Below are 25,646 nucleotides of genomic sequence, written 5' to 3'. Positions count from 1 at the left end.
TAATAAAGGGATTATTTGATTTTATAATGCTAATATTAAAACAGGATTAGAAATTATTTAAATGGAGGAATTTAATATATGAAAACAGTTGTAGAAGCAAGAAAAATCAAAAAAATGTATGGTCTAAAGGGAACTGTTTTTCCTGTTTTGCACGGAGTTGACCTGAATGTTCAGGAAGGAGAATTTGTTGGAATCATGGGCCCTTCCGGATCAGGGAAAACAACTCTTTTAAATATTTTAGCTACCATTGATCAGCCAACCTCTGGCGATATCGTGATAGATGGAGAAAGTATATTGAATATGAATGAGGAACAATTGTCTGCTTTTAGACGGAATAAATTGGGTTTCATCTTTCAAGATTATAATTTATTAGATACATTAACTGTGAAGGAGAATATTCTGCTTCCTTTGGCAATAGCTAAAATGAATGTATTAGAGCTGGAACGCAGAGTTGATGAAATTGCAGATAAGTTTGGTATTCGTCCTATACTTGAAAAGTATCCTTATCAAATTTCAGGGGGACAGAAGCAGCGTACGGCGGCATCACGTGCTATAATATCAAATCCAAGCTTAATACTAGCTGATGAGCCAACAGGAGCATTAGATTCAAAGTCCGCTGCGGGCCTTTTGGAAAGTTTAAAATCACTTAATGAACAAGATAAGGCAACAATTTTTATGGTAACTCATGATGCCTTTGCAGCAAGTTATTGTAAGAGAGTGCTTTTTATAAAAGATGGAAATATATTTACAGAGCTTGTGAAGGGAAATACATCCCGAAAAGACTTTTTTAAAAAGTTATTGGATGTTTTAAATATGTTAGGAGGAAGTGCGAGTGACATTATTTGATGTAGCAAAGAAAAATATGAAAGGAAATTTTAAAAGCTATCTTATTTATTTTATTTCTATGCTTTTTAGTGTAGTTATTTATTATACCTTCGTTTCTTTACAGTATAGTACAGAAATAGTAAAGGGCATAGAATCCTCAGAGGCAATGCAGTCAATTTTTTTGGTGGCGTCTGTTATACTGATACTATTCGTAAGTGTATTTATGCTGTATTCAAATAAAACTTTTGCAAGAAAACGGAAAAAAGAAGTAGGACTGTATTCACTTCTTGGGCTGCAGAGAAAAACTATAGGTAGAATGCTGTTTTATGAAAACTTTATTATGGGTACTGTAGTGTTAGTAATAGGAATTGCAGTTGGTACATTTTTATCTAGGTTATTCAGCATGATTTTAATACGACTCCTTGGAATAGCAGTAGATGTAGGTATGGTATTTTCTCTTAAGGCTGTTATTAATACAACCATTGTATTTATATCTATTATTTTGCTTACGTCTATTCAAGACTATAGATTGATTTATAAATTTAAACTGATTGAACTGTTTAGAGCAGAACAGGTTGGAGAACAGGAACCTAAGGCATCTGTTATCTCCGGTATACTGGCTGTACTTTGTTTAATTTTAGGATATTGGTTTGCATTCCAAAGGTTTTCGGATAATGAAGAAGTCCTTAGAAATATAGGCATAACCCTTGTAGGAATAATATTAGGGACTATATTATTGTTTTCTTCAGCGGTGGTTCTGCTGCTTAAAATAAAAAAGCGGAACAAGAAAAGTTACTATAATGGAATGAACCTGATAACTACATCTAATCTGGTTTATCGAATTAAAGGTAATTCCAGAATGTTAAGTGTAATATCATTATTATCTGCAGTTGCATTATCTGCCGTTAGCGTTGGTGTTGGAATGTACTATGGTTTTGAAGAAAACTCTCGATTGGCAACACCTTTTAGTTATATGTATATTTCTCAGGATGAAACTTTTAATGAGAGTGTAGATAATATAATCCGAGGAGATGAAGAGCATCCTGTTATTGCTCAAACGAGAATCTCCGTAATCAAAAGCAAAGGGGAAGCTTCAAGCTCAAAGATACTGTCAGGAAGAGAAGCAAATGCTGATGAGAATCCTGTGAAGATAATCTCTGTAGGTCAATATAATAAGGTTGCAAATATTTTAGGATTAACTGCTCTACCTAGTATTGAAAATGAAAAAGCAATTGCAATAAGACCAATGTACACGGACTATGAAACATCTGATTACAAGGGTGAGACTATTACTCTTAATCTTCCTAAGGAAGATATAACTCTTGAGTTTGAAGGTATGACTGTTGAGAGAGTAATAAACTGGAGCTATCCTGATGTTATGATTGTAGTAAGTGATGAGGTTTATAATAAAATCGAAGCACAAAGCTCAACTGTAGACTATGTTGGATATGTTGTAGAGGGTCAAAAGGCTACAAAGAAAACTACAAACGCATTGGCGGAAATCAAGACGCCAGAATCTAAGCTGTCTACATTTTATACGGAATATAGATTAGGTATAGAAGGTGCAGCCTTTAACGTATTTATATTAGGGTTTCTTGGATTAGTCTTTATTATGGCAACGGGCAGCATAATTTATTTTAAACAACTATCTGAAGTGACTTCAGATAAATCACGATACGAGATTATTAATAAAATAGGGGTAAGCAATAGAGATATTAGCATGTCCATACTTAGGCAAAATGCATTTATATTTGGCTTACCATTAGTTATAGGTGTGGCACATTATATGGCAATCATAAGCTTCCTCAAACGATTTTTTAGTAATTTAGCAGGAGTTAATTTGATTCAGCCTATAGTTTTATGTGTAATTATATTTAGTTTTATATATGCAGTTTATTTTGGGATTACAGTTAACTCATCTACTAAGATAGTTAATGGTAAATCTCTTCCAGTAGTTAGGGCACTAGTTGCTTTAGTCTTTATCTTTATGATTACACTGGTTGGAACATTGCTTTGGACTACTCCACCAGCAGAGAAGGAAGAACCTTATACCAGCGAGAAGATTATTTTGGAACTTCCAGAACCAACAGGTCAGTATGACATAGGCACTACTGAAATACATCTGGTAGATGATACACGAGTTGATTCTTGGATGAAGGATGAAGTAAGGGAGCTTATGGTAAGTATCTGGTATCCTGCACAGAGAGAAAGCGAAGAAAAAGCATTGTATATGAAACCTGGAGCAGCTAAACATTATGATGAAAATACTGTTACAACTATTGGATTAGATCCTGGACAAATTGACTTATCAGGCATAGTTACGAACGCATGGATTAATGCACCAGTTGCAAACAGTGATGAAGGGTGGCCGGTAATTTTATATTCTCCGGGAGGTACAGTTCCAAGAAACTTTGGTACTGCAGTAGTGGAAGATTTAGCAAGCAGAGGCTACGTAGTGGTTACAGTAGACCACACATATGAAACTTCTGCAGTTGAATTTCCAGATGAACGTGTTGAAACTGGAAAATTAAAAGATATGAATGCAGAGACTGTGCTTAAGATGATGGATGTAAGAGTTGATGATATGAAATATGTACTTGATCAGCTTGCTGCAATACAGGGTGGTAAAAATTCAGATCACAATCGGCGAGAATTACCTATAGGTCTTGCTAAAGCATTAAATCTTACGAAGGTAGGTATATTTGGACATTCTGCTGGTGGTGCAACTTCTGCACAGGTAATGTATGAAGATGACAGAGTAGATGCAGGTATTGATATGGATGGTACTATGGGATATATGCCTGATTACCCACTTCCTGTAGCCAAGTATGGTTTAAACCGTCCATTTATGCTTATGAATGCAGGTTATAATGATGATGGGGAAGTAGATTCACATCTAACTGCAGAGGATAGAAATTCTTTCTGGAAGAATTCAACTGGATGGAAATTGGACCTTGCCATACCTAATGGAGCACATTATACCTTTACTGATTATCAGATTCTTTTTCCACAACTTAATAGAAAGTTAAGTATTTCACCAAGAGTAATTCAACAAAGTATCGGTACAGCTGAATCTAATCAAGTGTTTGAGGCACAGAGAAACTATATAGCCGCATTCTTTGATCTTCATTTAAAAGATATCCCTCAACCATTATTGGATTCACCATCAACACTATATCCAGAGGTTGAATTTATAAAGTAAAGCTTAGTGATCAATTCTATATTAATGGTATAAAATGACTGTATACATGAGGTGCATACTATATATTGTGTAAAAGTATAAGCTAGAAAAGATTACACCCCTATTATTCTAGAAGGTATATCTTTACACAGAACGAATATTAATGCGTATTAGTATCATTTTTCTATCAAAACACACGTTGAGACAGTTTTGTTGATGGAGAGGAAGTGGATTGAAATCAAAGGATTTTAAGTTTTTTAGTTTAATATTAGGTGTGTTTTATTCCCCTGAACGATGAGTTTGGGGGAGTTTTTGCTTAAGGAGGTAAACGATTTGGCGGTAATAATCGTTATTGCTAAGTATTTTCATGTAATTTCTAATAGCTAAATAATAGGGAATCTCTTTATCATTTGTAGGTTTCAGAGTTATGATTACTGTATTCTGTTGTTAAAGGGTTGAAAAGCATTAAAATTGCAATGAAAAAATAAATTTATATATTAGTGTCTGACACGGATAATATTATTTGAAAAAGTCAAATAATTAATTGACAAAGTCAAGTGTATTAATATATATTTAAATTAAGAATAACAATGAAAGGATGATATTTGTGAAAAAAAGTACACTTGACAACAAGGTTGATCAAGTTCGAAAGTTCAATCGAATTTATACACGAAAGATAGGTGTCTTGCATGAAGGATTATTACACAGTTCTTATTCCCTTTCTGAAGTACGGATTTTATTTGAAATTGCCAATAGTGATAATCCAACAGCTACAAAGTTAAGTCGTGAGTTGGGGCTGGACGCTGGCTATCTCAGCCGCATTCTAACTCGCTTCGAGGAAAAAGAACTTACTGAAAGAGTTCGTTCAGAGCATGATGGCCGACAGTTTTTTATTCACCTTACACAGGAAGGTATGAAAGTATTTTCGGTTTTAGATCAGCGTTCACGAGATGAAGTTGCCGAGATATTAAACGAACTTAGTGAAGAAGAGCAACAGAAACTCTTAAAATCAATGCATGATATTGCAAATATCCTCGATAAGAAAAGCTTTAAATTTTCTGAAGCGTTTTTTCTAAGAAGTCATCATCCAGGCGATATGGGCTGGGTTACCCACCGACATGGTGTGTTGTACGCCCAGGAGTATGGTTGGGATGAACGTTTTGAGGCTCTTGTAGCTCAGATCGCAGCGGATTTCATTAACAACTACAAACCTGAGCGTGAGCGATGCATAATAGCAGAAATGAATAGTGAAATTGTGGGTTCGGTATTCGTTGTTCAAAGTAGTGAGACAGTAGCGAAATTACGACTTCTTTTAGTAGAACCGAAAGCGCGTGGATTGGGACTTGGAAGTCGTTTAGTACAGGAGTGTATTACTTTTGCGAGGCGTGCAGGTTACCAGAAGCTTGTTTTATGGACCAATAGCGTACTTGTAGAAGCACGTCGCATTTATGATAAAGCCGGATTTAAACTAGTAGAACACGAAGAACACCATAGCTTTGGCAAAGACCTTATTGGGGAGACGTGGGAGTTGACCCTTTAATGAAAAGATCTCAAATAAATTGTCTCCCTTTATATCCATGGGGGATTTTTTTATCCAATCGCAATGATTCGGAAAATTATAATAATTCTCAATCATATTGACAATTATATTTAAAGGGTTTATTATGAGATAAAATGAAAATTCTACAATATACTACAATAATTGAGAAAACATTCTTATAGAAAAGAAGGGTTCCTTTCTAGGGACCCTTTTAGCAAATAGAGGAGGGACATATTATATGACTGCAGAGGAATTATTAAAATCAGTTACAAAAATTGGTGCAGTTAGTGGTGATGAGTTTAGATTATCACATTTGCTTAAAGATATTTTTGATGAATTTGGACATGAAGTATTTATGGATAATATCGGAAATATTATTTTAAAAATAAATGGTAAAAAAAATTCACAAAAAGCCATGATATTTTCACATATAGACGAACCAGGACTTATAGTTACGAATATTGATGATAAAGGGTTTTTAGATTTTGATATAGTTGGCGATATTAATCCGAAAGATCTTGCATCGCAAGAAGTTTTAGTGTGGGGCAAAAAAACAGTTCCAGGACTATTAGGATTAAGGCCGCCTCATATATTGTCGGCTAAAGAGAGAAAAGCTCCTGTAACCTTAGAAGAGATGAAAATAGATATAGGCTTTTCAAAGGAAAAGGCTAAGAAGTATGTAAATATTGGTGATACTGTCACATTTAAGAGAAGATGCATGTCGTTTAAAGATGATACAATATGTGCTAAAGCTCTATGTGACAGGATAGGTATACCAGTTTTATATAAAACGTTGTTAGCATTAAAAGATATAGATATGGAATTATATGTAGTTTTTGGAGTGCAACATTATAATAGCTTTATAGGAGCCACAGTAGCAGCAAATGAAGTAAAGCCTGATATAGCTTTGATTTTGGACTCAGTTTCAAGTAAAACAAGAGAGGATAAACTTAATAAAATACAAAGTGGATTTGGGCCTGCTATTTATTCTGGACCTACTGCAGACTCAAAACTTACTAAATGGCTTATTAAGTGTGCAAAGAATATTGAGTATGACTTTAAATATCAAATAAAGGCTGCATCTGGCAAAAACCCAACAGATGCCTGGGCTATTCAAATAGCCTGTGGAGGAATACCAACAGCTATTTTACTAACTCCTGTGATGTACAAGTATTCTTCTGCTGAAATTGTAAAGAATATAGACTTGGATTATACTTCTAAATTATTGTTAAATTTCATTTATTTTTTGGATAAAAAGGATTGGGGGGAACTTAGTTGCTTTTAAAAGAATTAGCTATGGCATGGGGAGTTACTGGTGATGAAAAAGATGTAAGGGAAATTATTAAACGTGAAGTAGAACCTTATGTGGATGAAATAACATACGATGGTCTAGGTAGCGTTATTGCTAAAAAGAATAGCAAAAAAGAAGGACCCGTCGTGATGATTGCTGCTCATATGGATGAAGTAGGTATCATCATAACAGGCGTAAATGAGGATGGAACCCTTAGCTTTGAACCATCCGGAGGTATAGATGAAAAGGTTGTGACATCTAAGACTGTATATATAGGCGAAAATAAAATACCTGGACTAATACGATTAGGAGATGGATATGAAAATTCCTATATTTACATAGGCGTAGAAACTAAGAATGAAGCTGAAGAAATTGTTGAAGTAGGAGACTATGGAATGTTTACTACAGAATATGAGGATTTTGGAGATGGCCTTGTCAAGTCCAAGGCTTTAGATGATAGAGCAGGCTGCAAAGTTCTTATAGAAATTTTACAAGGTAATTATGATCTTCCTATTTACGGAGTATTTACTATTCAAGAAGAAATAGGAGATAGAGGTTCATATGCAGCTTCTTATTTAATTAATCCAGATATAGGCATAGTTCTTGAAGGAACAGTATGTTCGGATACTCCTATGGTAGAAGCATATAGACACGGAACATCTATTGGACATGGTCCTGCTATTTCAATTGCTGATAAGACAAGCTACTTTAATGTTGGCTTAAGTGAAGGCATATGTGAATTGGCAGAAAAAAATGGAATTCCATATCAAAGAAGAAGAATTACTGGTGGGGGAAATGATGCTGGTGCAATTCATGTTTCAGGAAATGGTGCTAAATGTCTAACAGTATCTGTTCCATGTCGATATATACATTCACCTATATCCGTTGCTAGTTATTCGGATTTTGAAAATACAGTTAAGCTTTTAGATTTATTCCTCAAAGAAATAGAAAATGGAGGGATGTTATAATGCAAGAATTCTTAATGAGCATATCAAGAGAATTTGGAACATCAGCTCACGAAGAAAAGATTAGAAAGTTAATTGAAGATAAAATAAAAAACAATGTTGATGATATAGTAGTAGATAATCTCGGTAATTTAATAGCTTTTAAAAAGGGAAAGATAGATAAAGAAAGAATAATGATATCTGTTCCCATGGATCAGATTTGTTTTATAGTTACTCATATAGAAGGCCAAACAAAATATAGATTTTCTATGCTGAGTAATGTAGATGCAGACTTATTGGTTAATGCTTCTGTATTATTTGAAAATGGTGTAAAGGGTACAATTTTAAAAGAAGAAGGCATAGAGGATAACGATTTAGATGTAAGTAACTTATATATTGCTACTATTGCAGAAGATGAGAAAAGATATGGAGCAATAAAACTTGGGAAAGTTTGTGTATTAGATGGTGAATATTTGAAAGATAGTGACTATATAAAAGGAGTTGCTCTATATCCAAGAGCAGGATGTAGTATTGTTAAAAACATAATAAAATCTGTGCCAGAAGTAAAAAACGATGTTTATTTTGTATTTTCAGTTCATGGAATGTTGAATGCAAGAGGAGCAATAGTTGCTACCCACAGTGTACGTCCTACGGTAGCTATATGTATAGGGGCTATTCCATTAAAAGATAAAACGAAGTTAGGTAAGGGTCCTGTACTAGTTATTAGAGATAATGGTACTATAAGTCATACTGAAATTATTTCATCCTTAGAAAAGATAGCTCAAAATACTAATATTTTAATTCAAAGAGCAGTATCTAAAGATATGCATTCTGATTCTTTAGGAATACTAAAAGCTGGATGCAATTGTAAGGTTGCTAATATTTCATATCCTATAAGAAATATTTATACTAATTGTGAAGTTATATGTAAGGAAGATTTAGTGCAAATCGAAAGATTAGTTATTAATTATATTAAATAAATAACGTAATATAATAAAATTGGAGACGTTTTCGTATCGTCTCCTTTGATATTTTAAAAGAAGTAAAAGGAAGGGTCAGTCCTGGTATTAATATAAGGTATATTTGGCATGGACAAATAGCAATATAATTGAATAAAGCACATAATTTTGAAAAATATGAATTTGATATTATCGCAACTGTAATTTTATTAAGTTTTGCTTTAAAGTTGGTACGCTCCAATTATTTTAAGGAAATAATTTATAGAGTATCATAATATACAATAAACCTTTTTATGGCTATGTTTTTAATAACATGTTTGAATATACATGCTTTATCATATATAATGGCTCTATTAGCTGTATTAAATAAAAATTATTGAACTTAGAAGAAAATTTTGATGAATAGAAAAGATATGAGAGATCAAGAAAACAAACAAAAATCAAGGGTAAATAGATTGCCACGGTTTGGTGCTGCACTATTTCTTTTTATACTATCACCGTTCATAGGGGAATTTAGCTTCAGATCAATTGATAATATTCTCACTATTGGCTTTGCTTTATGGTGGTGGGGCACTGTTCATTCGAGAATTAGTCCGGCTAACTGGTAGAGGATGGCCAACAATTTTTTGTCTAGCATTAGCCTATGGTTTGATAGAAGAAGGATTTGTCATTCAAACTCTTTTTAATCCAAATTATCTTGGAATTGGACTACTAAATTATGGATTTATTCCAAGCCTAGGTATAGGATCATTCTGGACGGTGTATGTCCTAAGCATTCACGTTTTCTGGAGTATTAGCATCCCTATTGCAATGACGGAGGCCCTCTTTTGGAGGCATCGAACTACACCGTGGTTAGGCAGATTTGGTTTTACTATGTATGCCATATTGTCTTTTCTTGGTTCTGTTATAATGGGACTAAGCGTTTTATATGAATATCAATTTGTTGCTTCAGCTAAACAATTAATTATTAGCGCAATATTAATTAATATATTTGTTGTTTTAGGATTTACATTATTTCATGAGGATAAAAAGATGAGTATATATAATCATCCAAAATCCATAAATAAATTAGCTCCTAATCCTTGGCTATTAGGCTTGTTTGTATTAATATTAGGATCGATATTCTTTTTATTAAGCAATATATCTTATTTTTCTAGCTTGTTATCAGCTGGAATTCTGGTAATCATTCTGTTATTGTTGGGGTGGATTTCTAATTAATATTCAATTGTACGGTTATTCTCACTTGTTTGTACAGGGAATATGGTGTTTTCTTGCTATTGTCTTAATAGTTTTTTTATTGGAAGTCGATTACATCGTCAATCGTGGTAAAGAGATGCAACCGGTGACCAAATTGTTTGATTATGAAGCATTAAATGCAATATTTTATGATGTTTTCGGATATGAGTGGATATTATATCAAATACACAAAGTAGTAAGTCATGAAAAACGAATGCATAAGGCTTTGGAAAGAGAAGAAAAAATAACTTGCAATACAAGACTGAAAGGAGAATGTAATGAAGAAAATATATGAGTTTGAAGCGGAGATTAAGAAAGTTCCTGATATTGACGGAGCATATATAGAAATACCCTTCGATGTGAGAAAAGAATTTGGAAAAGGCAGAGTAAAAGTACACGCGACATTTGACGGAGAGGGATATGATGGGAGCATTGTAAATATGGGAATTAAGAATGACGATGGAAGTATTTGCTACATCATTGGACTCCGTAAGGATATTCGAGCTAAAATTGGCAAACAGCCAGGCGACAGCGTGAAGATTATTGTTACAGAGAGGAAGAAGTAAAGGTTATATGTGACGATGTGAGGTCTGCGGAGAAGGATTAAGTGTTTCTCAGCACCGTAATAAATCCATTGAGTATCTGGTGGCTTACCTTGAAACCTTTATATTGATAGAATTTTAATGCATTATCATTTCCATTTGATACAAAGATAAATAAATCATTTATTGCTTCAAATGAATTTAACCAATCAATAGACATGTTGAACATTGCTGTACCAATACCCATATTGCGATAATCATCCTTTATAAAGAACTGAGAGAGGCTGCCTACGTTATCAGTTTTTACGGAATCAAAGTCAAAGAAGGTATCACATTGTAAAGTGGCAAAGCCACCAGAGTATATTTCCTTAGGGGCAATGGTGCTGTAGGCATATCCTACGATTTCATTGTCGTGTTTAGCTACCACTATGTAATTTGCTTTAGCACTCTTAATAGAAGGAATCATCCTTGTTTCAAAACACATATTATCAAAAAACTCAGGATAGATATGTGCCTTTAATTTTTGATAAGCCATTAAATCATTACACAAGTTTTTAACACAAATAATATTATCTTCTGAAATAACTTCATAATGTATACTCAAATCAATCACCCTTTCATATAAGTATAAAATAATTTTGACTGATTAATCAGCCTTCAACTATAATTATATCAGCTGAGACTATCATAACAAGTATGCAATATTTTCTGCCTAAGTAAGAAAAAACTGAGTATTGGAGTGATTTTATGAATGGTAAAGAATCGTATAAAAACAACTTTGATAACTGTCCGCTGACATTTGCCTTAAACCTTATCGGTGGTAAGTGGAGGTTGCCTATTATCTGGTCTCTGCACAAAAACGAAACTATGAGATACAACGAGTTAAAAAGAGATATTCAGGGGATTACTAACATGATGCTAACTCAGTCGCTAAAGGAATTGGAGTCTTACGACGTTGTCAATCGTAAACAGTTTATGGAGATACCGCTTCGGGTCGAATATTCTCTGACAGATAACGGAGAAAATCTTATTGCGGCTCTTAAGGCACTGGCTAATTGGGGCGATAGGATGAAGTCTTTATTTGATGCTCAACAAAACCCATAATGGGAGGATACGGTTTGTCTTATCCAATGTTGAAACATTATAGTTCTTGAAATGGAGAATTTATCGAATAGGATTAAAAAATTAAGAAATAGTCTATATTCATAAATGTAAAGCTTGGGGAATTATCTGTTTAAAAGATAGCAGGATTTAGAGATTAGATATTATTTTGATGTGGTATAAATTATCAAAAAAATATGGAGACATTTAGTTGTTTAGCTGTCTCCTTTAGATAAGATTTATTTGTGTTTAACTATTATCGTGTTTAATATGTTTATGTTTTCGTGGTAATACATCAAATGGTCTCATCATATCATGATCTTCATGTTCTAAAATGTGGCAGTGGTATACATATCTTCCAGTATAAGGACCAAATCGTACGGCTATTCGAGTTACGAATCCTGGAGGGGCTTGAACTGTATCCTTCCAACCTCTTTCATTTGCTGGAGGGAGTTCGGGTTCACCGGTAAATCTTAACTGCCCAGTAAGATTAAAAGCGTCTACGTCAAAGGGTGTTCGATCCAGAATTTGAAACTGAATTTGATGAATGTGAATAGGATGTACAGCGGCACCTTGATTTATAATTCTCCATATCTCTAGGTTGCCTATAGTTGGGTCCTCTGTAATTCCATCCATATATTCATGATTGTTTAGTAGGAATAACAGGCGGTTGAAATTATCTCTAGTTACATCCAAAGTGATATCTCTAATCTTAACTGCGTCGTATTCATTAAACCTTTTAATTACATTTAAAAACTGAGGTACAACACTATTATCTTCACTATTACGTTCTCTAACTCTAAACTCCATGATTAAGCCAGTTGTTTCTGGATCAGGTTCTTCGCCAAAATCGAATGGCACTCTTGCACTATTGGTAAGTATGATATTTGTTCCTATGGGTTGATTTGTAAAGTCTATAACAATATCTATACGTTCTGCAGGAGCTATTGTTATCTCATCTAATCTGACAGGCCGTTGAAGCAAGCCGCCATCAGATCCAATTTGAATAAACTGCTGACCAGAGTCCAGACTCATACGATAGAATCTCTCATTTGAAGCATTTAAGATGCGGAATCGATACTTTCTTTGTTCTACTTCAAGATAAGGCCAAGCTTTACCGTTTACAATTATAGTATCTCCATCAACACCTGGAGTAATAGAAACATCAGGAAAATCTGGAGGTCGATCTGGCACGTCTACAGTACTAGGATAGAAAAGTGAGCCATCATCATTAAATGTTTTATCCTGAATAACCAAAGGTATTTCATAAATACCAGAAGGTAGATTTAGTGCACGTTCCTGTTCATTACGGATTATATACATTCCAGCCAATCCCGCATACACATTCAAACGGGTTATACCAAGAGCATGGTCGTGATACCAGAGTGTAGTAGGGTTCTGATTGTTAGGATACTTATAAATTCTATTAACAAATCGTGGACCGCATTTTTCAAAGTTTCTTGTAAACCAAGCATCTGGATATCCATCGCTATCTGGTTCTACTTCGGCTCCGTGTATGTGCACAACAGTTCTTACTTCTGGCATTCCCTCGCCTGCTCCATGTATAGTTTGGTCTATAGGTAAAAAATGAGTATCCGGTAATTCATTTATCCATTGTATATGAATGTTTTCTCCTTGTTCAACTTCAATAGTGGGACCTGGAATTTGTCCTTCATATCCCCAAACTCTTGTAGGTGGAAGCTCACTATGAAATTGGTGTAGAAACTTCTGCATCCTTACCTCATAATAGGTGTGGTGTTTGTTACGTTCTTTAGGTTGAAGTATCTTTGGAATAGGTAACGGATTTATAAATGGTTGAATTGTCATATCATTCCCTCCATTAATTGTTTTTATAACTAAAAGGAAAATTCTACTTTAATATTTAAGATACGGAACTTTCCGTCAGTGAGTTTCAAGAAAAGCTTCTTTAATTTTTAATGATTCAATAGAAGCTTTTATTATTATACTATGCTAAGCATAGCTAAAAGTGCTATCTTGTTACATAGAAAATGCACAGAAGACAATTTGAGATGATTTGCTTGATAGAGAAGAATAGGCTAATATCAAAGGCTTTGAAGATTCTTAAGTAAATATGGTATATTATTCAGCGTGTATATTGTTAATGGTTATTGATTTTGGTACTATGAAATAGAGTAATCTTTATTATACTATAGGGGAGATTAAGTTGCTAAACATTGAGATAAGAAGACCAAAACTTAAAGATAAAGAAGAATTACATAATTTTTTCAAAATAGTAATCAAGGATACCTTTATAAGAGAAGGTATTGAAAATAATGTATATGATCTTGAACAGGAAATTAAATTTAAGAAGAAGTATTTACAATATGACCTAGATAGTAACGGTAAACTCAGATATTTTTTGATAGCAGAACATAATGAAAATATTATTGGTACCATAGAATATGGTCAATCCAGTGACCTGATTGATAGCTGTACTAATGGGGAATTGAAACATCTCGTTGAAGTAGGAACTGTTTTTGTTAGACCAGATTATCAAAAACAAGGTATAGGTAATTTACTTTTGAATTCCATATATGAAGCTATGAAAAATAGAGGCATAGAAGAGTTTTGTTTAGATAGTGGGTATTCTAATGCTCAAAAAATATGGATTAAGAAATTTGGTTCTCCTCATTATTTTCTTAAAAACTATTGGGGAGAAAATAGGCATCATATGATTTGGCGAATTACTTTAAGTAAAGTATTATGAACGTAGTAATGAATTTTAAGGACATAAAGGCAATAATAATTGATAATTCAAATCCATATGGATGTAGCAATTTTAACCGACAGTACTTGCTTTTTTTTAAGAAATCCACTTGCTAGAACTCTAGTATTTTTTCAACAAAGTTCTTTCTATTTGATGAAAATGTGGGAAAATAATACTTAGAAGTTGCTGTAAGTATTATTTTTAAAATATCAAAAGTGATATTAGATTAAATCAATATTAAACGTGAAGGAGGTTCTTCATATGGAATATAAATACAGCAAAAACGATAATTACGAAAACTTTTCAAGTGGTCGTGTTCTGTATCATGGAAGTGGTATGACAAACTTCCCAGTAAGATTAGCACAAGAGATATATGGAAGGTGCTTACAATACTCACCTAAAGAGAACAATATTTGCTTATATGATTGTTGTTGTGGTGGGGGATACTTACTTACTGTTTTGGGATTTTTAAATCAAGATACGATTGGGAAAATCATTGGAAGTGATATAAATATAGAATTACTTAATACTGCAAAAAAGAACTTATCATTACTGAGTGAAGAAGGAATAAATAAACGGATAATAGAGATTAATCAAATGATAGCAAGTTATCAAAAACAATCACATATTGAAGCAAAAAATAGTGCAATTGCACTTAAGAGTTTAATTAAAACCAATATTGAATATGAAATTTTTCAGTCTGACGTATTAAAGGATCTTAATCTTAAGACAAAACCAGATATTATTATTACTGATGTTCCATATGGTCATATGGTAGATTGGAGAGGGAATGAAGAAAATGTTATAGATAAGTTATTAGATACACTCTATAGAATTTGTGGTTTAGATACTATCATAGGTCTTTGTATGAATAAGAAACAGAAAGTTAGAAATGAAAAATTTACACGATTAGAAAAACAAAAAATTGGAAAAAGGAAATTTGAGATCTTAAGAAAAAGATAAAAGAACTTATTGCCCTTGATTTATTGTAAATTAATATTAAACTTTTTTCCTTCTCTTGCAAGAGCATCATAATAAACAATCTATGCATTATTATTGACCTATTAGGTAAATAATGTTATAATAATTGTATTGACCTAGTAGGTAAATCATTCTAATGATATAAAAAATAACAAGAAGGTGATTATAATGTTCTCAAAATTTTTGGGGTTAGAGCCTAAAAGACGAAATGCAATTTTGAATGCGGCGCTCAGGGAGTTTGCGAGTAAAGGTTTTGACGATGCATCGACTAATGTGATTGCCAAAGAAGCTGGCATATCAAAGCCACTGATGTTTCACTATATCAATAATAAGAAGGATTTTTTTCTCTTTCTTTACGATTATTGTCTAGATATATTGAACCGAGAATATTTTGATCAAATTGATGTACGTGAGAAGGATATTTTTGAGCGACTTCGACAAACCTGTTTGCTCAAAATTCAGGTGATGCAAAAATACCCGTGGATTTTTGATTTTATTAAAATTGCTGTACTTACGGATTCTGATGTGATAAAGGATGAGCTGAAGAAAAGGCGTAAGATGGTGGAAACTAGTAGTTTTGAACGATTTTATGGCGATATTGATACGTCATACTTCCGTAGTGAGCTGGATATAGAGAAAGCTAAGCAGCTAATTTTTTGGGCTGTTAGTGGATATGCAGGTCAAATAGTTGATAAGCTCAGGAGTTCAGATATTTCAGAGCTTAATTTTGAAAAAATTCGCACGGAATTTGATGGTTATCTAAATGAATTGCGAAAAACCTATTATAAATGATTGGAGGGTATTATGATGAATGTAATTGAGACAAGAAAACTTACTAAGTCCTATGGTAAGTATGAGGCTTTGCGCGGAGTTGACTTGACCGTAAAACAAGGCGAGGTGTATGGATTTATTGGACCAAATGGAGCAGGAAAATCAACAACCATTCGTATCCTTCTGGGAATGCTTCGTAAAGATGCAGGAGAAGCAAAGCTGTTGGGCGGCGACCCTTGGCAGGACGCTGTTGCTCTTCACCAGCGGCTTGTCTATATACCTGGAGATGTGACCTTGTGGCCCAATTTAACTGGGGGTGAGGTGATTGATTTTTTAGGCCGCTTGCATGGTAAAATCAATTCTTCTCGTCGCAAAGAATTGTTGGGCAGATTCCAGCTTGACCCGAAGAAAAAATGCCGTAGTTATTCTAAAGGAAACCGTCAGAAGGTGGCGTTGGTGTCAGCCTTTCTTTCCGATGCAGAGTTGTTGATTTTAGATGAGCCTACCAGCGGTCTTGACCCGTTAATGGAGCAGGTTTTTCAGGAATGTATCTTCGAAGTAAGAAAGCAGGGAAAAACTGTTTTTTTGTCCAGTCATATTCTTGCGGAAGTAGAGGTACTATGCGACAGGGTAGGGATTATCCGGCAGGGAAAAATCGTTGAATCCGGCACTCTTGAAGAACTGCGACATTTGACACGCACAACCGTAACTGTGGAGCTTGACAAACCTACAAATCTAAAACAACTACAAGGGGTACACGATGTAACCCAAAAGGATGAAAAGTGGCGTTTTTCAGTGGACACCAATGCCGTCGACGCAGTTATGAATGCGCTTGCACCAATGGGTATTAAATCGCTTATAGCAGAACCGCCTACTCTGGAAGAATTGTTCATGCGTCACTACGGAGATAAGCATGAGGGAAAGGAGTTGAACTGACATGAAAGGAAATCATTTTTCTGGTACAGGCAAGCTGCTTAAGCTTTATTTGCGACGAGACAGAATTATTCTGCCTATATGGATATTGCTTGCCTTGATAGTGATTAACGGTCAGGTGTCTTTTGTGAAAGCAATGCCAGATTGGCAGGTGTATATAGCTGAACTATCAGAAAGTCCTCTTGTTACTGCTTTACTTGGACCTGTTGTTCCATTAAATATAGAAGGAGCCATTCTATGGCGGGGATTGCTACAGGCTTCCATAACGGTTATGATAGGAGCGGCACTTACTATGATTCGTCATACCCGTACGGAAGAAATATCTGGAAGAAATGAATTGATACTAGGAAGACCCGTAGGAAAATATGCTAATCTATCGGCAGCCCTACTTCTTTCCTGTGGAGGGAGCTTGTTAGCAGGCTTATTGACGGCTGTGTTTTGATAGGGATTGGCTTCGCAGGGAGCGGTTCCCTATTGGCTGGACTAACCCTTGCCGCTTCCGGTTGTATCTTTGCTGGGGTGGGCGGATTAAGTGCCCAGGTTTTTGCTCATAGCGGCAGCGCAAGAGGAGGTGTATTTGCTGTATATGGATTAACCATGGTAGCTATGGTTCTCAATAATATAGGTGGTGGCAGTACCAACTGGACATGGCTTGGCTTGGAGGGATGATGGGAGTGGCTGCGCCCAATATATCTGAAGCTATCAGCTCCACTCTGGCCCAGATGAACACCTGGGGGACTGCCATAGCAAAGCTGGGCAATCAGGAAGCTTTCATTGCCATTTTAATCTACATCCTGGGACTGATGGCAGGTTTGTCTGTCTTTGCCATCACAAAAGTACAAAGTCTGCGGCAGGAAGAAAAGGAGCATTATGCCGAGCTGATATTGTCAAAACCCGTGAGCAGGATCAAATGGATGGGAAGCTATTTGACGGTTGTTTTTGCAAGCAACGCATTGATACTTCTTGTCCTCGGTTTGTCTTCTGAATTGGGATGGAGCATTGCTGCGGGAGAGTTCAGTCATTTGCCACGCGTGTTAGGCATGAGCCTTTCGAAAATCCCTCCCGTCTGGACAATTATTGGCATTGCCGTCCTTCTATACGGCTGGCTGCCCCGTATGGCCTCTGTTCTCAATTGGCTCATATTGGGAGTGTTTATCTTCATAGAGATGCTTTGGGAGGTCGGAATTGTTGGATGGTCTGCACTGCAATGGACGCCTTTTGCCTATGCCCATTATAGTATCCCAATACAGGAGCTTTCAATTGCTCCACTGATTGTGTTAACAGTTATTGCGGCGGCACTTACATGGTTAGGATTCATTGGATTTAGGCATCGAAGCATTGGATAAAAAATTATAGACATTTTTGATCAGTGATTGAGAAGAATTATAAGTATTCATACAAAATTAATTATTATGTAATTACAAGATAATAGAGGTTTAACGTTAAGAACAAACCTGTCGAAAGGAAGGTTTTTATTTTTGTAGGGACAGCATATGGCTAATGAGATATTCGGGACAAAATATCATGCATATGTTTTTTCTCGCCTTCCCGGTTCGATATTAAATATCTCCCTTGTTATTAAACCTTCTATTTTTTAATAGTATATATAGTATACAAAAATGATTCTTACGTAAGTATTTTTTTATTTTTGTACAGCAATTCTAAATATTCTATATGTTAAAATAATAAAAAAGGAAAAAATAAGGAATTGCTTTTTTATATATAAGGGGGAGAGTTCTTATGCAAGATAATATTTATATATCAGAGAACTATTTACAATGTATTTTATATGAAATGAGAGAAATTGTAGAACAAGATCTGATTTTTATGAACCCGAAAGGCAAAATTATCGCTTCTACTGTTCCTAGCCGTTTAGGAAACTTTCATTATGGAGGGAGAAAGGTAGCTAAAACTGGAAAGGACCTTGTCATTAATAGTGATGCAGAATATAAGGGAGCGAAAAAAGGTATTAATATGCCAGTAAAGTTAAATGATGCCATTATCGGTGTTATAGGAATTACAGGGGATAGTGAAGAAGTCAAGAAATATGTAAAAATCATTAGGCGATTAACCGAAATTTTAGTGAAGGAAGGCTATATCAAAGATTTAGAGAATAACAAAATTGAAAAAGATAGGATACTAGTAGATTCATTGATATTAAATGAAAATATATTAGATAAAAATTATGTTATTAAATATGAAAATTTATTTGGAATTAAAAATCATGTTCCACGTATTGTAATTGTATCAACCATTGCTGGTCATGAAAATAAAAGACTTTTAAATAAAGAAAAAGTCTTTCGATTATTTCGAACAATACAAAATGATAATACAATAATTTCTTTATTAGGAAATAATATTGTTATGATAGTAAAGACTACAAACAAAGCTCAAATAGAGCATATGATTGAAAATATACGAAATATTGTAAAACAAAAAACAAATCTTCATCTAAAATTTGGAATAGGGGACATACAAAAAGAGCTATCCAATCTAAAAGAATCCTATATTAAAGCGAATGATGCACTAAAGTGGTCTCTTTTAGTGACTAAAAGAGAAGTTGCATATTATGATGAAATGGATTTTGAAATACTTCTAAGTAATATTCCTTCTAATTACATTTATGAATATACAAATAAAGTTCTGAAGGGATTAACCCAATCAGAATACAATGAATATGGAAAAATTATAGAACTATATGAAAAACATAATGGATCTATAAAAAGAATTTCAGAAGAACTATTTATCCATAAAAATACACTTCAATATAAAATTAACAAACTTTATAAAATAACTGGATATGATATGAGAAAAATTCGAGATTTTACTGTTCTCAGAACAGCTTTTATATTAAAAAAATTCAGTTAATTGATAACGATTATATGTTATACAAAACAAAAAAACAATACATATATTATAGATAAATGGTTTATGGACCGTTTATCTTTATTTTTTTGTACTGTATAATTTTACCTATAGAAACATTATAGTAAATAAATTTCCTCAAAGGCAATAATTGATCGATTAAGAATTGCTAAACTTATGACTTTTATTTAAACGTTTTCAAGACATACTAAATAGTTCGTATATATCAATAAAAAAAGGAGGGTAACTATGAATATTACAGTATGTATCAAACAAGTTCCCAGTACTTCAGAGGTTGAAATTGACGAAAAAACAGGCAATCTAAAACGGGATGGTGTAGATTCTAAAATCAATCCTTATGATTTATTTGCAATTGAAGAAGCCATTAGGTTAAAGGAAAGAATCGAAGCAAGTGTAAGTGTTCTTACAATGGGACCACCTCAGGCAGAAGAGGTCCTGCAAGAATCCTTTACTTTGGGAGCAGATAAAGGATTTCTAATTACAGATAGAAAATGTGCTGGCGCTGATGTTCTAGCTACAGCAAAAGCATTAGCTGAAGGTATTAAAAAAATAGGAAATGCTGATTTGATTATCTGTGGAAAACAAACTACAGATGGAGATACAGCTCAGGTAGGAGCTGAAATTGCTGAATTTCTTGATATCCCCCATGCAAACAATATATTAGAAGTTAAACAAATAAAAGAAAGCTCTATTGTGGTAGATTTTGACCTACCAACTATGGTACAAACAGTAGAAATACAATTACCGTGTCTCATTTCCTTAGATAAGGATATTAACCAACCTAGACTTCCTTCCTATAAGCTAAAGAAGAAGACTCAAAATAAAAAAATTATCACCTTTGGGGTAGACGATTTTGAAGATCCAGATGATTCAAAATATGGAATGAATGGTTCTGTTACACAAGTAGTTCGCATATTTCCACCAGAATCGAATGAAGAAACTGAGACTTGGGAAGGAAATGCAGAGGAACTATCGGAAAGGATAACCCAAAAAATTCTAGAACTAAAAATCGTATAGGAGGTTTATTATGGCAAGAATAGATGTGATACAAAAAGAGAGTATAGGGGCTAATGAAGGGCAAGAAATTACAAAAATTTGTCCCTTTGGAGCAATAGAATTTAAGCACGGGAAATTGGATATCAATTCTGGGTGTAAGATTTGTAAGATTTGTACCAGACAAAGAGCAGAATATTTTAAGTTTGTTGAAGATGAATGGAAAAAGGAAATAGATAAATCTCTTTGGAATAACGTGGTTGTATATGTGGAACATACCTATGGCAATATTCATCCCGTTACCTTTGAATTATTAGGTAAAGCAAGAGAATTAGCTGATAAAATTGGTCATGAAGTGTTAGCATTATTCTCGGGATACAACATAATAGAATCAGCCGAAAAGTTATTACATTATGGTGCAGACAAGGTATTTGTATATGATTATAAGGAGCTTGAGGACTATAGAATAGAACCTTATGCAGCAGTTTTTGAAGACTTTATTAAAAAGCAAAAACCTTCTGTGATACTGGTAGGAGGTACTACAATAGGAAGAAGTTTAGCTCCTAGGGTGGCTGCTAGATTTAGAACAGGTTTAACTGCAGATTGTACTAGTTTAGAAATTAATGAAAATACTGATTTATCACAGATTCGACCGGCTTTTGGAGGAAACATTATGGCTCATATTAAAACTCTAAATAGCAGACCCCAATTTGCAACAGTTCGCTATAAGATATTTACTGCCCTTGAACCAATAAAGAAAGCGAAAGGGGAAATTATTCAATGCTATATTAGTAAAAATTCCTTTCAATCAGCAATTACAGTCCTTGCTCATAAGGAAAAACCAAAGGCAAAATACATTGAAGATGCTGATGTATTAGTAGTAGCCGGTAGAGGTATACAAAAAGAAGAAGATTTAGCAATGGTTCATAAGTTAGCTGACAAGTTGGGAGGAATGGTTGCAAGTACCAGACCTTTAATAGAAGCAGGATGGACCGATCCTAAAACACAAATTGGGCTTTCTGGGAGAACGGTAAAACCAAAACTGATTATTACCTGTGGAGTCAGTGGCTCTGTTCAATTTAGAGCAGGTATGGAAAATTCTGATGTGATTATAGCTATTAATACGGATCCTAAGGCACCTATTTTTGATATCGCAAATTATTCAGTAATAGGAGATATTTATGAGATTATACCTAAACTAATTGAAAAATTAGACCGTAAAAAAATAGATGAAGCTGTAGCTGCACAAGCTTTATAAAATGAGGAGGGGTAAAATGATTACAACAACTATGGTGAATTATAAGAAAATAGATGATAAGGATGTACAATATCTGAAATCGGTAGTGGGAGAAGATAGTATTTTTGTAGGGGAAGAAAACATTCATGATGATTATAGCGGAGACGAATTAGCAGGAATGGAAAAGTACCCTGAAGTGCTAATCTATGCAAAGAATACTCAAGAGATTTCGAAGGTATTACAATACGCCAATGAGAATAAAATACCTGTTACCACAAGAGGACAGGGAACTGGCTTGGTAGGAGGAGCAGTTGCACTTTGTGGTGGTATCATGCTTAGTACAGAAAAAATGAATCGAATTTTAGAGCTAGATGAAGAAAATCTTACAGTAACCGTTGAGCCTGGTGTATTACTAATGGAATTAACAGAATTTGTGGAATCCCATGATCTTTTTTATCCACCGGACCCAGGAGAAAAGAGTGCTTCTATTGGTGGAAACATTTCCACAAATGCTGGTGGTATGCGAGCAGTAAAATATGGTGTAACAAGGGATTTTGTAAGGGGTATGGAGTTTGTACTTCCCAATGGAAAAGTAATGGAGTTTGGTGGAAAAATTGTAAAAAATAGTTCTGGTTATAGCTTAAAGGATATTGTAGTGGGTTCTGAGGGAACCTTAGGAGTCGTTAGCAAACTTGTTCTTAAATTATTACCCCTTCCTAAGAATAAATTAAGTTTATTGATCCCATTTAAAAATCTTCCAACTGCCATTCAAACTGTACCAGAAATTATCAAATCTAAAAGTATTCCGACAGCTATAGAATTTATGCAAGGAGAAGTAATTCTTGCAGCAGAAGAATTTTTAGGAAAGAAATTCCCAGATAATTCATCGGATGCATATTTGCTTTTGCAATTTGATGGAAATTCAAAGCAAGAATTAGAAAGAGCTTATGAAAAGGTTGCAGATATCTGTCTTGAGTGTGGAGCACTAGATGTATTAATCGCAGATACCGATGAAAGACATGATTCTATTTGGTCAGCCAGAGGAGCGTTTTTGGAAGCTATTAAGGCATCTACTACTCATATGGATGAATGTGATGTAGTAGTACCTAGAAATAAAGTAGGAGATTTTATTATCTATACTCATAAGTTACAAGAAGAATATGAGATGAGAATTAGTAGCTTTGGTCATGCTGGAGATGGAAACCTTCATATTTATCTTTTAAAGGATGAAATGGATGAGAAAACATGGAATAAAAAAGCTGGAGAAGTATTTGAAAAGATGTACAATAAGGCCTTTTCTATGGGAGGGGCAGTTTCTGGAGAGCACGGTATTGGATTTGCTAAAATACCATATCTAGAAGAGGAATTTGGAGAAGAAGGCATGAAACTTTTCAGAGGGATAAAACTTGCCTTTGATCCAAATGAGATTATGAATCCAGGAAAACTTGGCTCCAATTATAAAGTTAATCTATATGCTTGTTAAGTAATTAAGACAGAGATCAATTTCATTAAGATAAGTAGTACAACAAATTGAACTATTTTTATTTTCTTAGAAATGAGAGTGCAGATAAATACTTTTATACTATAAGGAGGGGTTATTATGTGGCAACCTATAGGAGATGCGCTATCCAATATGTTTTTTTCTACATTTTTGGCGCTTGTACCTATATTATGTGTCTTAGTTTGTTTAGGCTTTTTAAAGATGAAGGCTTATAAAGCTACAGTGCTAGCGCTAATTCTGTCATTTGTTTTGAGCATAACAGTTTGGAAAATGCCTATTGTTTATGCAGGGGAAGCAATCATAGAAGGAATCTTAACAGCATTTTGGCCTATTATATGGGTAATTATTGCGTCGATTTTCACATATAACATAACTGTTAAAACCGGTGGAATGAATATTATCAATCAAACTCTTTCTAATATATCACCTGATAGAAGAATTCAAGTCTTAATACTGGCCTTTGCTTTTGGTGGGTTTTTAGAAGCAGCAGCTGGTTTTGGTACTGCAGTTGCAATTCCTGCAAGTTTACTAGCAGGAATTGGTTTCAATCCAGTATTTGCAGCGGTTATTTGTCTTATCGCTAATACGGTACCTGTATCCTTTGGAGGAATAGGAATTCCTGTTATCACATTGGCTCAAGTAACAAACTTACCGTTGAATGAATTGACAGCTTTTGTATCTTATCAATTAATTGTTTTTATCATTATTTTGCCTTCAGTACTTATCCTTGTATTAACAAAATCTTTTAAATCCTTAAAGGAGGTTTTAGGAGTATCTTTAGTAAGTGGACTTTCCTTTGCCATATTACAAACATTAGTAGCTGTATATATAGGACCAGAGTTAGCAGCAATTGCGGGTTCACTAGCTTCTCTACTTTGCACTGTTGTATATGTAAAAATACGTCCTGTTAAAAATGTATGGCTCTTTCCACAGGAAAGAGATGCTCAGCAGGAAATTGCTACTGCTCAAAATAATATAAAAGACATTAGTGCAAGACAGCAATTGATAGCATGGTCACCTTATATTGTACTGTTTATACTTATTATGTCAGTAAATCTTATTCCTCAATTAATGTCATTACAAGAGATAGCTTCAAAAGTTCAATTGTATTTTGGTCCTGGTGGAAGGCCTGTAAGCTTTCAATGGATTACTACTCCGGGAACATTAATGTTTATTTCAGCAGTAATTGGTGGTTTAGTTCAAGGGAAAAAAGGCAAGAAGATTAGAGATCTTATAAAAACCTTTGGTGCTACAATTAAGCAATTAGTTCCCACAATTGTAGTAGTATCTAGTATAGTAGCAATGGCTAAACTTATGGGATATAGTGGAATGACATCTATAATAGCTATTTCACTGGCAAGTATAGCAGGTAGGGCATATCCCTTCATCTCACCTCTTATTGGTGCTATTGGTACATTTGTGACTGGTAGTGATACCTCAGCTAATATATTATTTGGACAGTTACAAAAGCAAACAGCGGTTGAGATAAGCGCTAATCCTTCGTGGCTAGCAGCAGCAAATGCTGTTGGGGCTTCAGCGGGGAAAATGATTTCTCCCCAAAGTATTGCAATTGCTGCTTCAGCAACTGGATTAGTGGGGAATGAAGGGAAAATTTTAAATTCCACAGTGCCCTATTGCTTGGGATATACAATATTACTAGGAATTGAGATTTTTATAGTAAATGCGATAATATTATAAGTACAGTAAAAGGTTAATACATTAATCAGTGTAATCTATCATATTCTTAATAAGAGATGTGCATATGACCCATGCAAAAACCTTGAAGAGGTTTTAGTGATTGTCAAAAAGAAAAAAGGGAAGATGCAAAGACTACAGTGATTCGCGATGGAGTATCAGTAATTGTGTAAGAATAAAAAGGTCGACAAATTCGTTGACCTTTTTATTAACTCTAATTTTGCATCTGATGTTCTGTATAATGGGAAGCTAACACTTATAGAAGCAATAACCTTTAAAAACTTTTATCTGTTCTATGGAGT

General features: G+C 34.3%; 24 protein-coding genes. 22 read left to right on the top strand and 2 right to left on the bottom strand.

What is annotated here, in order from left to right; translation table 11 throughout:
- Positions 1-78 precede the first annotated feature (78 nt).
- From K8M07_RS03590 to K8M07_RS03550, 9 genes are all read left to right on the top strand, one after another.
- Complete coding sequence (locus tag K8M07_RS03590) at positions 79-846, top strand: ABC transporter ATP-binding protein (protein ID WP_223376519.1); 768 nt, start codon at positions 79-81, stop codon at positions 844-846.
- Positions 833-4,027, top strand: coding sequence for an FtsX-like permease family protein (locus K8M07_RS03585; RefSeq protein WP_223376518.1), 3,195 nt, complete (start codon positions 833-835; stop codon positions 4,025-4,027). The genes K8M07_RS03590 and K8M07_RS03585 overlap by 14 nt, the downstream gene beginning before the upstream one ends.
- Before the next feature lie 586 nt (positions 4,028-4,613).
- The gene (locus tag K8M07_RS03580) at positions 4,614-5,546 is read left to right on the top strand and encodes a GNAT family N-acetyltransferase (protein ID WP_223376517.1); all 933 of its coding nucleotides are present in this window, start codon (positions 4,614-4,616) and stop codon (positions 5,544-5,546) included.
- 238 nt (positions 5,547-5,784) lie between these two features.
- On the top strand, positions 5,785-6,831 hold the full coding sequence (locus tag K8M07_RS03575) for a hypothetical protein (protein WP_223376516.1): 1,047 nt from the start codon (positions 5,785-5,787) through the stop codon (positions 6,829-6,831).
- The gene (locus K8M07_RS03570; RefSeq protein WP_223376515.1) at positions 6,822-7,805 is read left to right on the top strand and encodes a M42 family metallopeptidase; all 984 of its coding nucleotides are present in this window, start codon (positions 6,822-6,824) and stop codon (positions 7,803-7,805) included. Before K8M07_RS03575 ends, K8M07_RS03570 begins: the two co-directional genes overlap by 10 nt.
- A complete protein-coding gene (locus tag K8M07_RS03565) occupies positions 7,805-8,761 on the top strand; it encodes a hypothetical protein (protein ID WP_223376514.1) in 957 nt (318 codons plus the stop codon). Before K8M07_RS03570 ends, K8M07_RS03565 begins: the two co-directional genes overlap by 1 nt.
- A 507-nt stretch (positions 8,762-9,268) precedes the next feature.
- A complete protein-coding gene (locus K8M07_RS03560) occupies positions 9,269-9,958 on the top strand; it encodes a hypothetical protein (protein WP_223376513.1) in 690 nt (229 codons plus the stop codon).
- 124 nt (positions 9,959-10,082) lie between these two features.
- Positions 10,083-10,271 (top strand): hypothetical protein, encoded by a 189-nt coding sequence (locus tag K8M07_RS03555; RefSeq protein ID WP_223376512.1) that lies wholly within the window; start codon positions 10,083-10,085, stop codon positions 10,269-10,271.
- Positions 10,255-10,542: a DUF1905 domain-containing protein gene (locus K8M07_RS03550; protein WP_223376511.1), complete on the top strand. Its 288-nt coding sequence runs from the start codon at positions 10,255-10,257 to the stop codon at positions 10,540-10,542. The genes K8M07_RS03555 and K8M07_RS03550 overlap by 17 nt, the downstream gene beginning before the upstream one ends.
- 37 nt (positions 10,543-10,579) lie before the next feature.
- Here the strand turns inward: K8M07_RS03550 and K8M07_RS03545 are convergent, their stop codons facing one another.
- Entirely contained in the window at positions 10,580-11,122 is a 543-nt protein-coding gene (locus K8M07_RS03545; RefSeq protein ID WP_223376510.1) for a GNAT family N-acetyltransferase, read from the bottom strand.
- Between the two features lie 143 nt (positions 11,123-11,265).
- Here K8M07_RS03545 and K8M07_RS03540 point away from each other — a divergent pair, with 143 nt between their 5' ends.
- Positions 11,266-11,622 (top strand): winged helix-turn-helix transcriptional regulator, encoded by a 357-nt coding sequence (locus tag K8M07_RS03540; RefSeq protein ID WP_223376509.1) that lies wholly within the window; start codon positions 11,266-11,268, stop codon positions 11,620-11,622.
- 246 nt (positions 11,623-11,868) lie between these two features.
- On the opposite strand, the gene K8M07_RS03535 is transcribed toward K8M07_RS03540, so the two are convergent.
- Positions 11,869-13,446, bottom strand: coding sequence for a multicopper oxidase family protein (locus tag K8M07_RS03535; protein WP_223376508.1), 1,578 nt, complete (start codon positions 13,444-13,446; stop codon positions 11,869-11,871).
- 358 nt (positions 13,447-13,804) lie between these two features.
- Here K8M07_RS03535 and K8M07_RS03530 point away from each other — a divergent pair, with 358 nt between their 5' ends.
- The 12 genes from K8M07_RS03530 to K8M07_RS03475 all read left to right on the top strand — a co-directional run bounded on the left by K8M07_RS03530 (position 13,805) and on the right by K8M07_RS03475 (position 25,347).
- Positions 13,805-14,347 (top strand): GNAT family N-acetyltransferase, encoded by a 543-nt coding sequence (locus tag K8M07_RS03530; RefSeq protein ID WP_223376507.1) that lies wholly within the window; start codon positions 13,805-13,807, stop codon positions 14,345-14,347.
- A 261-nt stretch (positions 14,348-14,608) separates the two neighbouring features.
- Entirely contained in the window at positions 14,609-15,310 is a 702-nt protein-coding gene (locus K8M07_RS03525; RefSeq protein WP_223376506.1) for a hypothetical protein, read from the top strand.
- Between the two features lie 186 nt (positions 15,311-15,496).
- Positions 15,497-16,120: a TetR/AcrR family transcriptional regulator gene (locus tag K8M07_RS03520; protein WP_223376505.1), complete on the top strand. Its 624-nt coding sequence runs from the start codon at positions 15,497-15,499 to the stop codon at positions 16,118-16,120.
- 15 nt (positions 16,121-16,135) lie between these two features.
- The gene (locus tag K8M07_RS03515; RefSeq protein ID WP_317845467.1) at positions 16,136-17,035 is read left to right on the top strand and encodes an ABC transporter ATP-binding protein; all 900 of its coding nucleotides are present in this window, start codon (positions 16,136-16,138) and stop codon (positions 17,033-17,035) included.
- A 1-nt stretch (position 17,036) separates the two neighbouring features.
- Positions 17,037-17,474: a hypothetical protein gene (locus K8M07_RS03510; RefSeq protein ID WP_223376503.1), complete on the top strand. Its 438-nt coding sequence runs from the start codon at positions 17,037-17,039 to the stop codon at positions 17,472-17,474.
- A gap of 77 nt (positions 17,475-17,551) precedes the next feature.
- Positions 17,552-17,701 carry a hypothetical protein gene (locus tag K8M07_RS03505; protein WP_223376502.1) on the top strand — a complete coding sequence of 50 codons (150 nt, stop codon included), beginning with the start codon at positions 17,552-17,554 and terminating at the stop codon, positions 17,699-17,701.
- Positions 17,698-18,378, top strand: a complete 681-nt coding sequence (locus tag K8M07_RS03500) for a hypothetical protein (protein ID WP_223376501.1) — start codon at positions 17,698-17,700, stop codon at positions 18,376-18,378. Before K8M07_RS03505 ends, K8M07_RS03500 begins: the two co-directional genes overlap by 4 nt.
- A gap of 394 nt (positions 18,379-18,772) precedes the next feature.
- On the top strand, positions 18,773-19,900 hold the full coding sequence (locus K8M07_RS03495) for a CdaR family transcriptional regulator (protein WP_223376500.1): 1,128 nt from the start codon (positions 18,773-18,775) through the stop codon (positions 19,898-19,900).
- A gap of 246 nt (positions 19,901-20,146) precedes the next feature.
- On the top strand, positions 20,147-20,935 hold the full coding sequence (locus K8M07_RS03490) for an electron transfer flavoprotein subunit beta/FixA family protein (RefSeq protein ID WP_223376499.1): 789 nt from the start codon (positions 20,147-20,149) through the stop codon (positions 20,933-20,935).
- Positions 20,936-20,945: 10 nt separating this feature from the next.
- Positions 20,946-22,169, top strand: a complete 1,224-nt coding sequence (locus K8M07_RS03485; protein ID WP_223376498.1) for an electron transfer flavoprotein subunit alpha/FixB family protein — start codon at positions 20,946-20,948, stop codon at positions 22,167-22,169.
- Positions 22,170-22,185: 16 nt separating this feature from the next.
- Positions 22,186-23,631, top strand: a complete 1,446-nt coding sequence (locus tag K8M07_RS03480; RefSeq protein ID WP_223376497.1) for an FAD-binding oxidoreductase — start codon at positions 22,186-22,188, stop codon at positions 23,629-23,631.
- 117 nt (positions 23,632-23,748) lie between these two features.
- On the top strand, positions 23,749-25,347 hold the full coding sequence (locus tag K8M07_RS03475; RefSeq protein ID WP_223376496.1) for an L-lactate permease: 1,599 nt from the start codon (positions 23,749-23,751) through the stop codon (positions 25,345-25,347).
- The last annotated feature ends 299 nt before the right edge of the window (positions 25,348-25,646 follow it).

It is taken from the genome of Schnuerera sp. xch1 (assembly GCF_019931165.1).
Classification (GTDB): domain Bacteria; phylum Bacillota; class Clostridia; order Tissierellales; family Tepidimicrobiaceae; genus JAIOUP01.
This window is presented reverse-complemented; position numbering and strand designations above follow the sequence as displayed.

What these genes read in the sequence shown, in the direction of transcription:
- K8M07_RS03590 (WP_223376519.1), top strand. Translation starts at nt 79, where the DNA reads ATGAAAACAGTTGTAGAAGCAAGAAAAATCAAAAAAATGTATGGTCTA.
- K8M07_RS03490 (WP_223376499.1), top strand. Translation starts at nt 20,147, where the DNA reads ATGAATATTACAGTATGTATCAAACAAGTTCCCAGTACTTCAGAGGTT.
- K8M07_RS03480 (WP_223376497.1), top strand. Translation starts at nt 22,186, where the DNA reads ATGATTACAACAACTATGGTGAATTATAAGAAAATAGATGATAAGGAT.
- K8M07_RS03495 (WP_223376500.1), top strand. Translation starts at nt 18,773, where the DNA reads ATGCAAGATAATATTTATATATCAGAGAACTATTTACAATGTATTTTA.
- K8M07_RS03500 (WP_223376501.1), top strand. Translation starts at nt 17,698, where the DNA reads ATGATGGGAGTGGCTGCGCCCAATATATCTGAAGCTATCAGCTCCACT.
- K8M07_RS03575 (WP_223376516.1), top strand. Translation starts at nt 5,785, where the DNA reads ATGACTGCAGAGGAATTATTAAAATCAGTTACAAAAATTGGTGCAGTT.
- K8M07_RS03475 (WP_223376496.1), top strand. Translation starts at nt 23,749, where the DNA reads ATGTGGCAACCTATAGGAGATGCGCTATCCAATATGTTTTTTTCTACA.
- K8M07_RS03520 (WP_223376505.1), top strand. Translation starts at nt 15,497, where the DNA reads ATGTTCTCAAAATTTTTGGGGTTAGAGCCTAAAAGACGAAATGCAATT.
- K8M07_RS03485 (WP_223376498.1), top strand. Translation starts at nt 20,946, where the DNA reads ATGGCAAGAATAGATGTGATACAAAAAGAGAGTATAGGGGCTAATGAA.
- K8M07_RS03525 (WP_223376506.1), top strand. Translation starts at nt 14,609, where the DNA reads ATGGAATATAAATACAGCAAAAACGATAATTACGAAAACTTTTCAAGT.
- K8M07_RS03550 (WP_223376511.1), top strand. Translation starts at nt 10,255, where the DNA reads ATGAAGAAAATATATGAGTTTGAAGCGGAGATTAAGAAAGTTCCTGAT.
- K8M07_RS03565 (WP_223376514.1), top strand. Translation starts at nt 7,805, where the DNA reads ATGCAAGAATTCTTAATGAGCATATCAAGAGAATTTGGAACATCAGCT.
- K8M07_RS03515 (WP_317845467.1), top strand. Translation starts at nt 16,136, where the DNA reads ATGAATGTAATTGAGACAAGAAAACTTACTAAGTCCTATGGTAAGTAT.
- K8M07_RS03510 (WP_223376503.1), top strand. Translation starts at nt 17,037, where the DNA reads ATGAAAGGAAATCATTTTTCTGGTACAGGCAAGCTGCTTAAGCTTTAT.
- K8M07_RS03540 (WP_223376509.1), top strand. Translation starts at nt 11,266, where the DNA reads ATGAATGGTAAAGAATCGTATAAAAACAACTTTGATAACTGTCCGCTG.
- K8M07_RS03535 (WP_223376508.1), bottom strand. Translation starts at nt 13,446, where the DNA reads ATGACAATTCAACCATTTATAAATCCGTTACCTATTCCAAAGATACTT.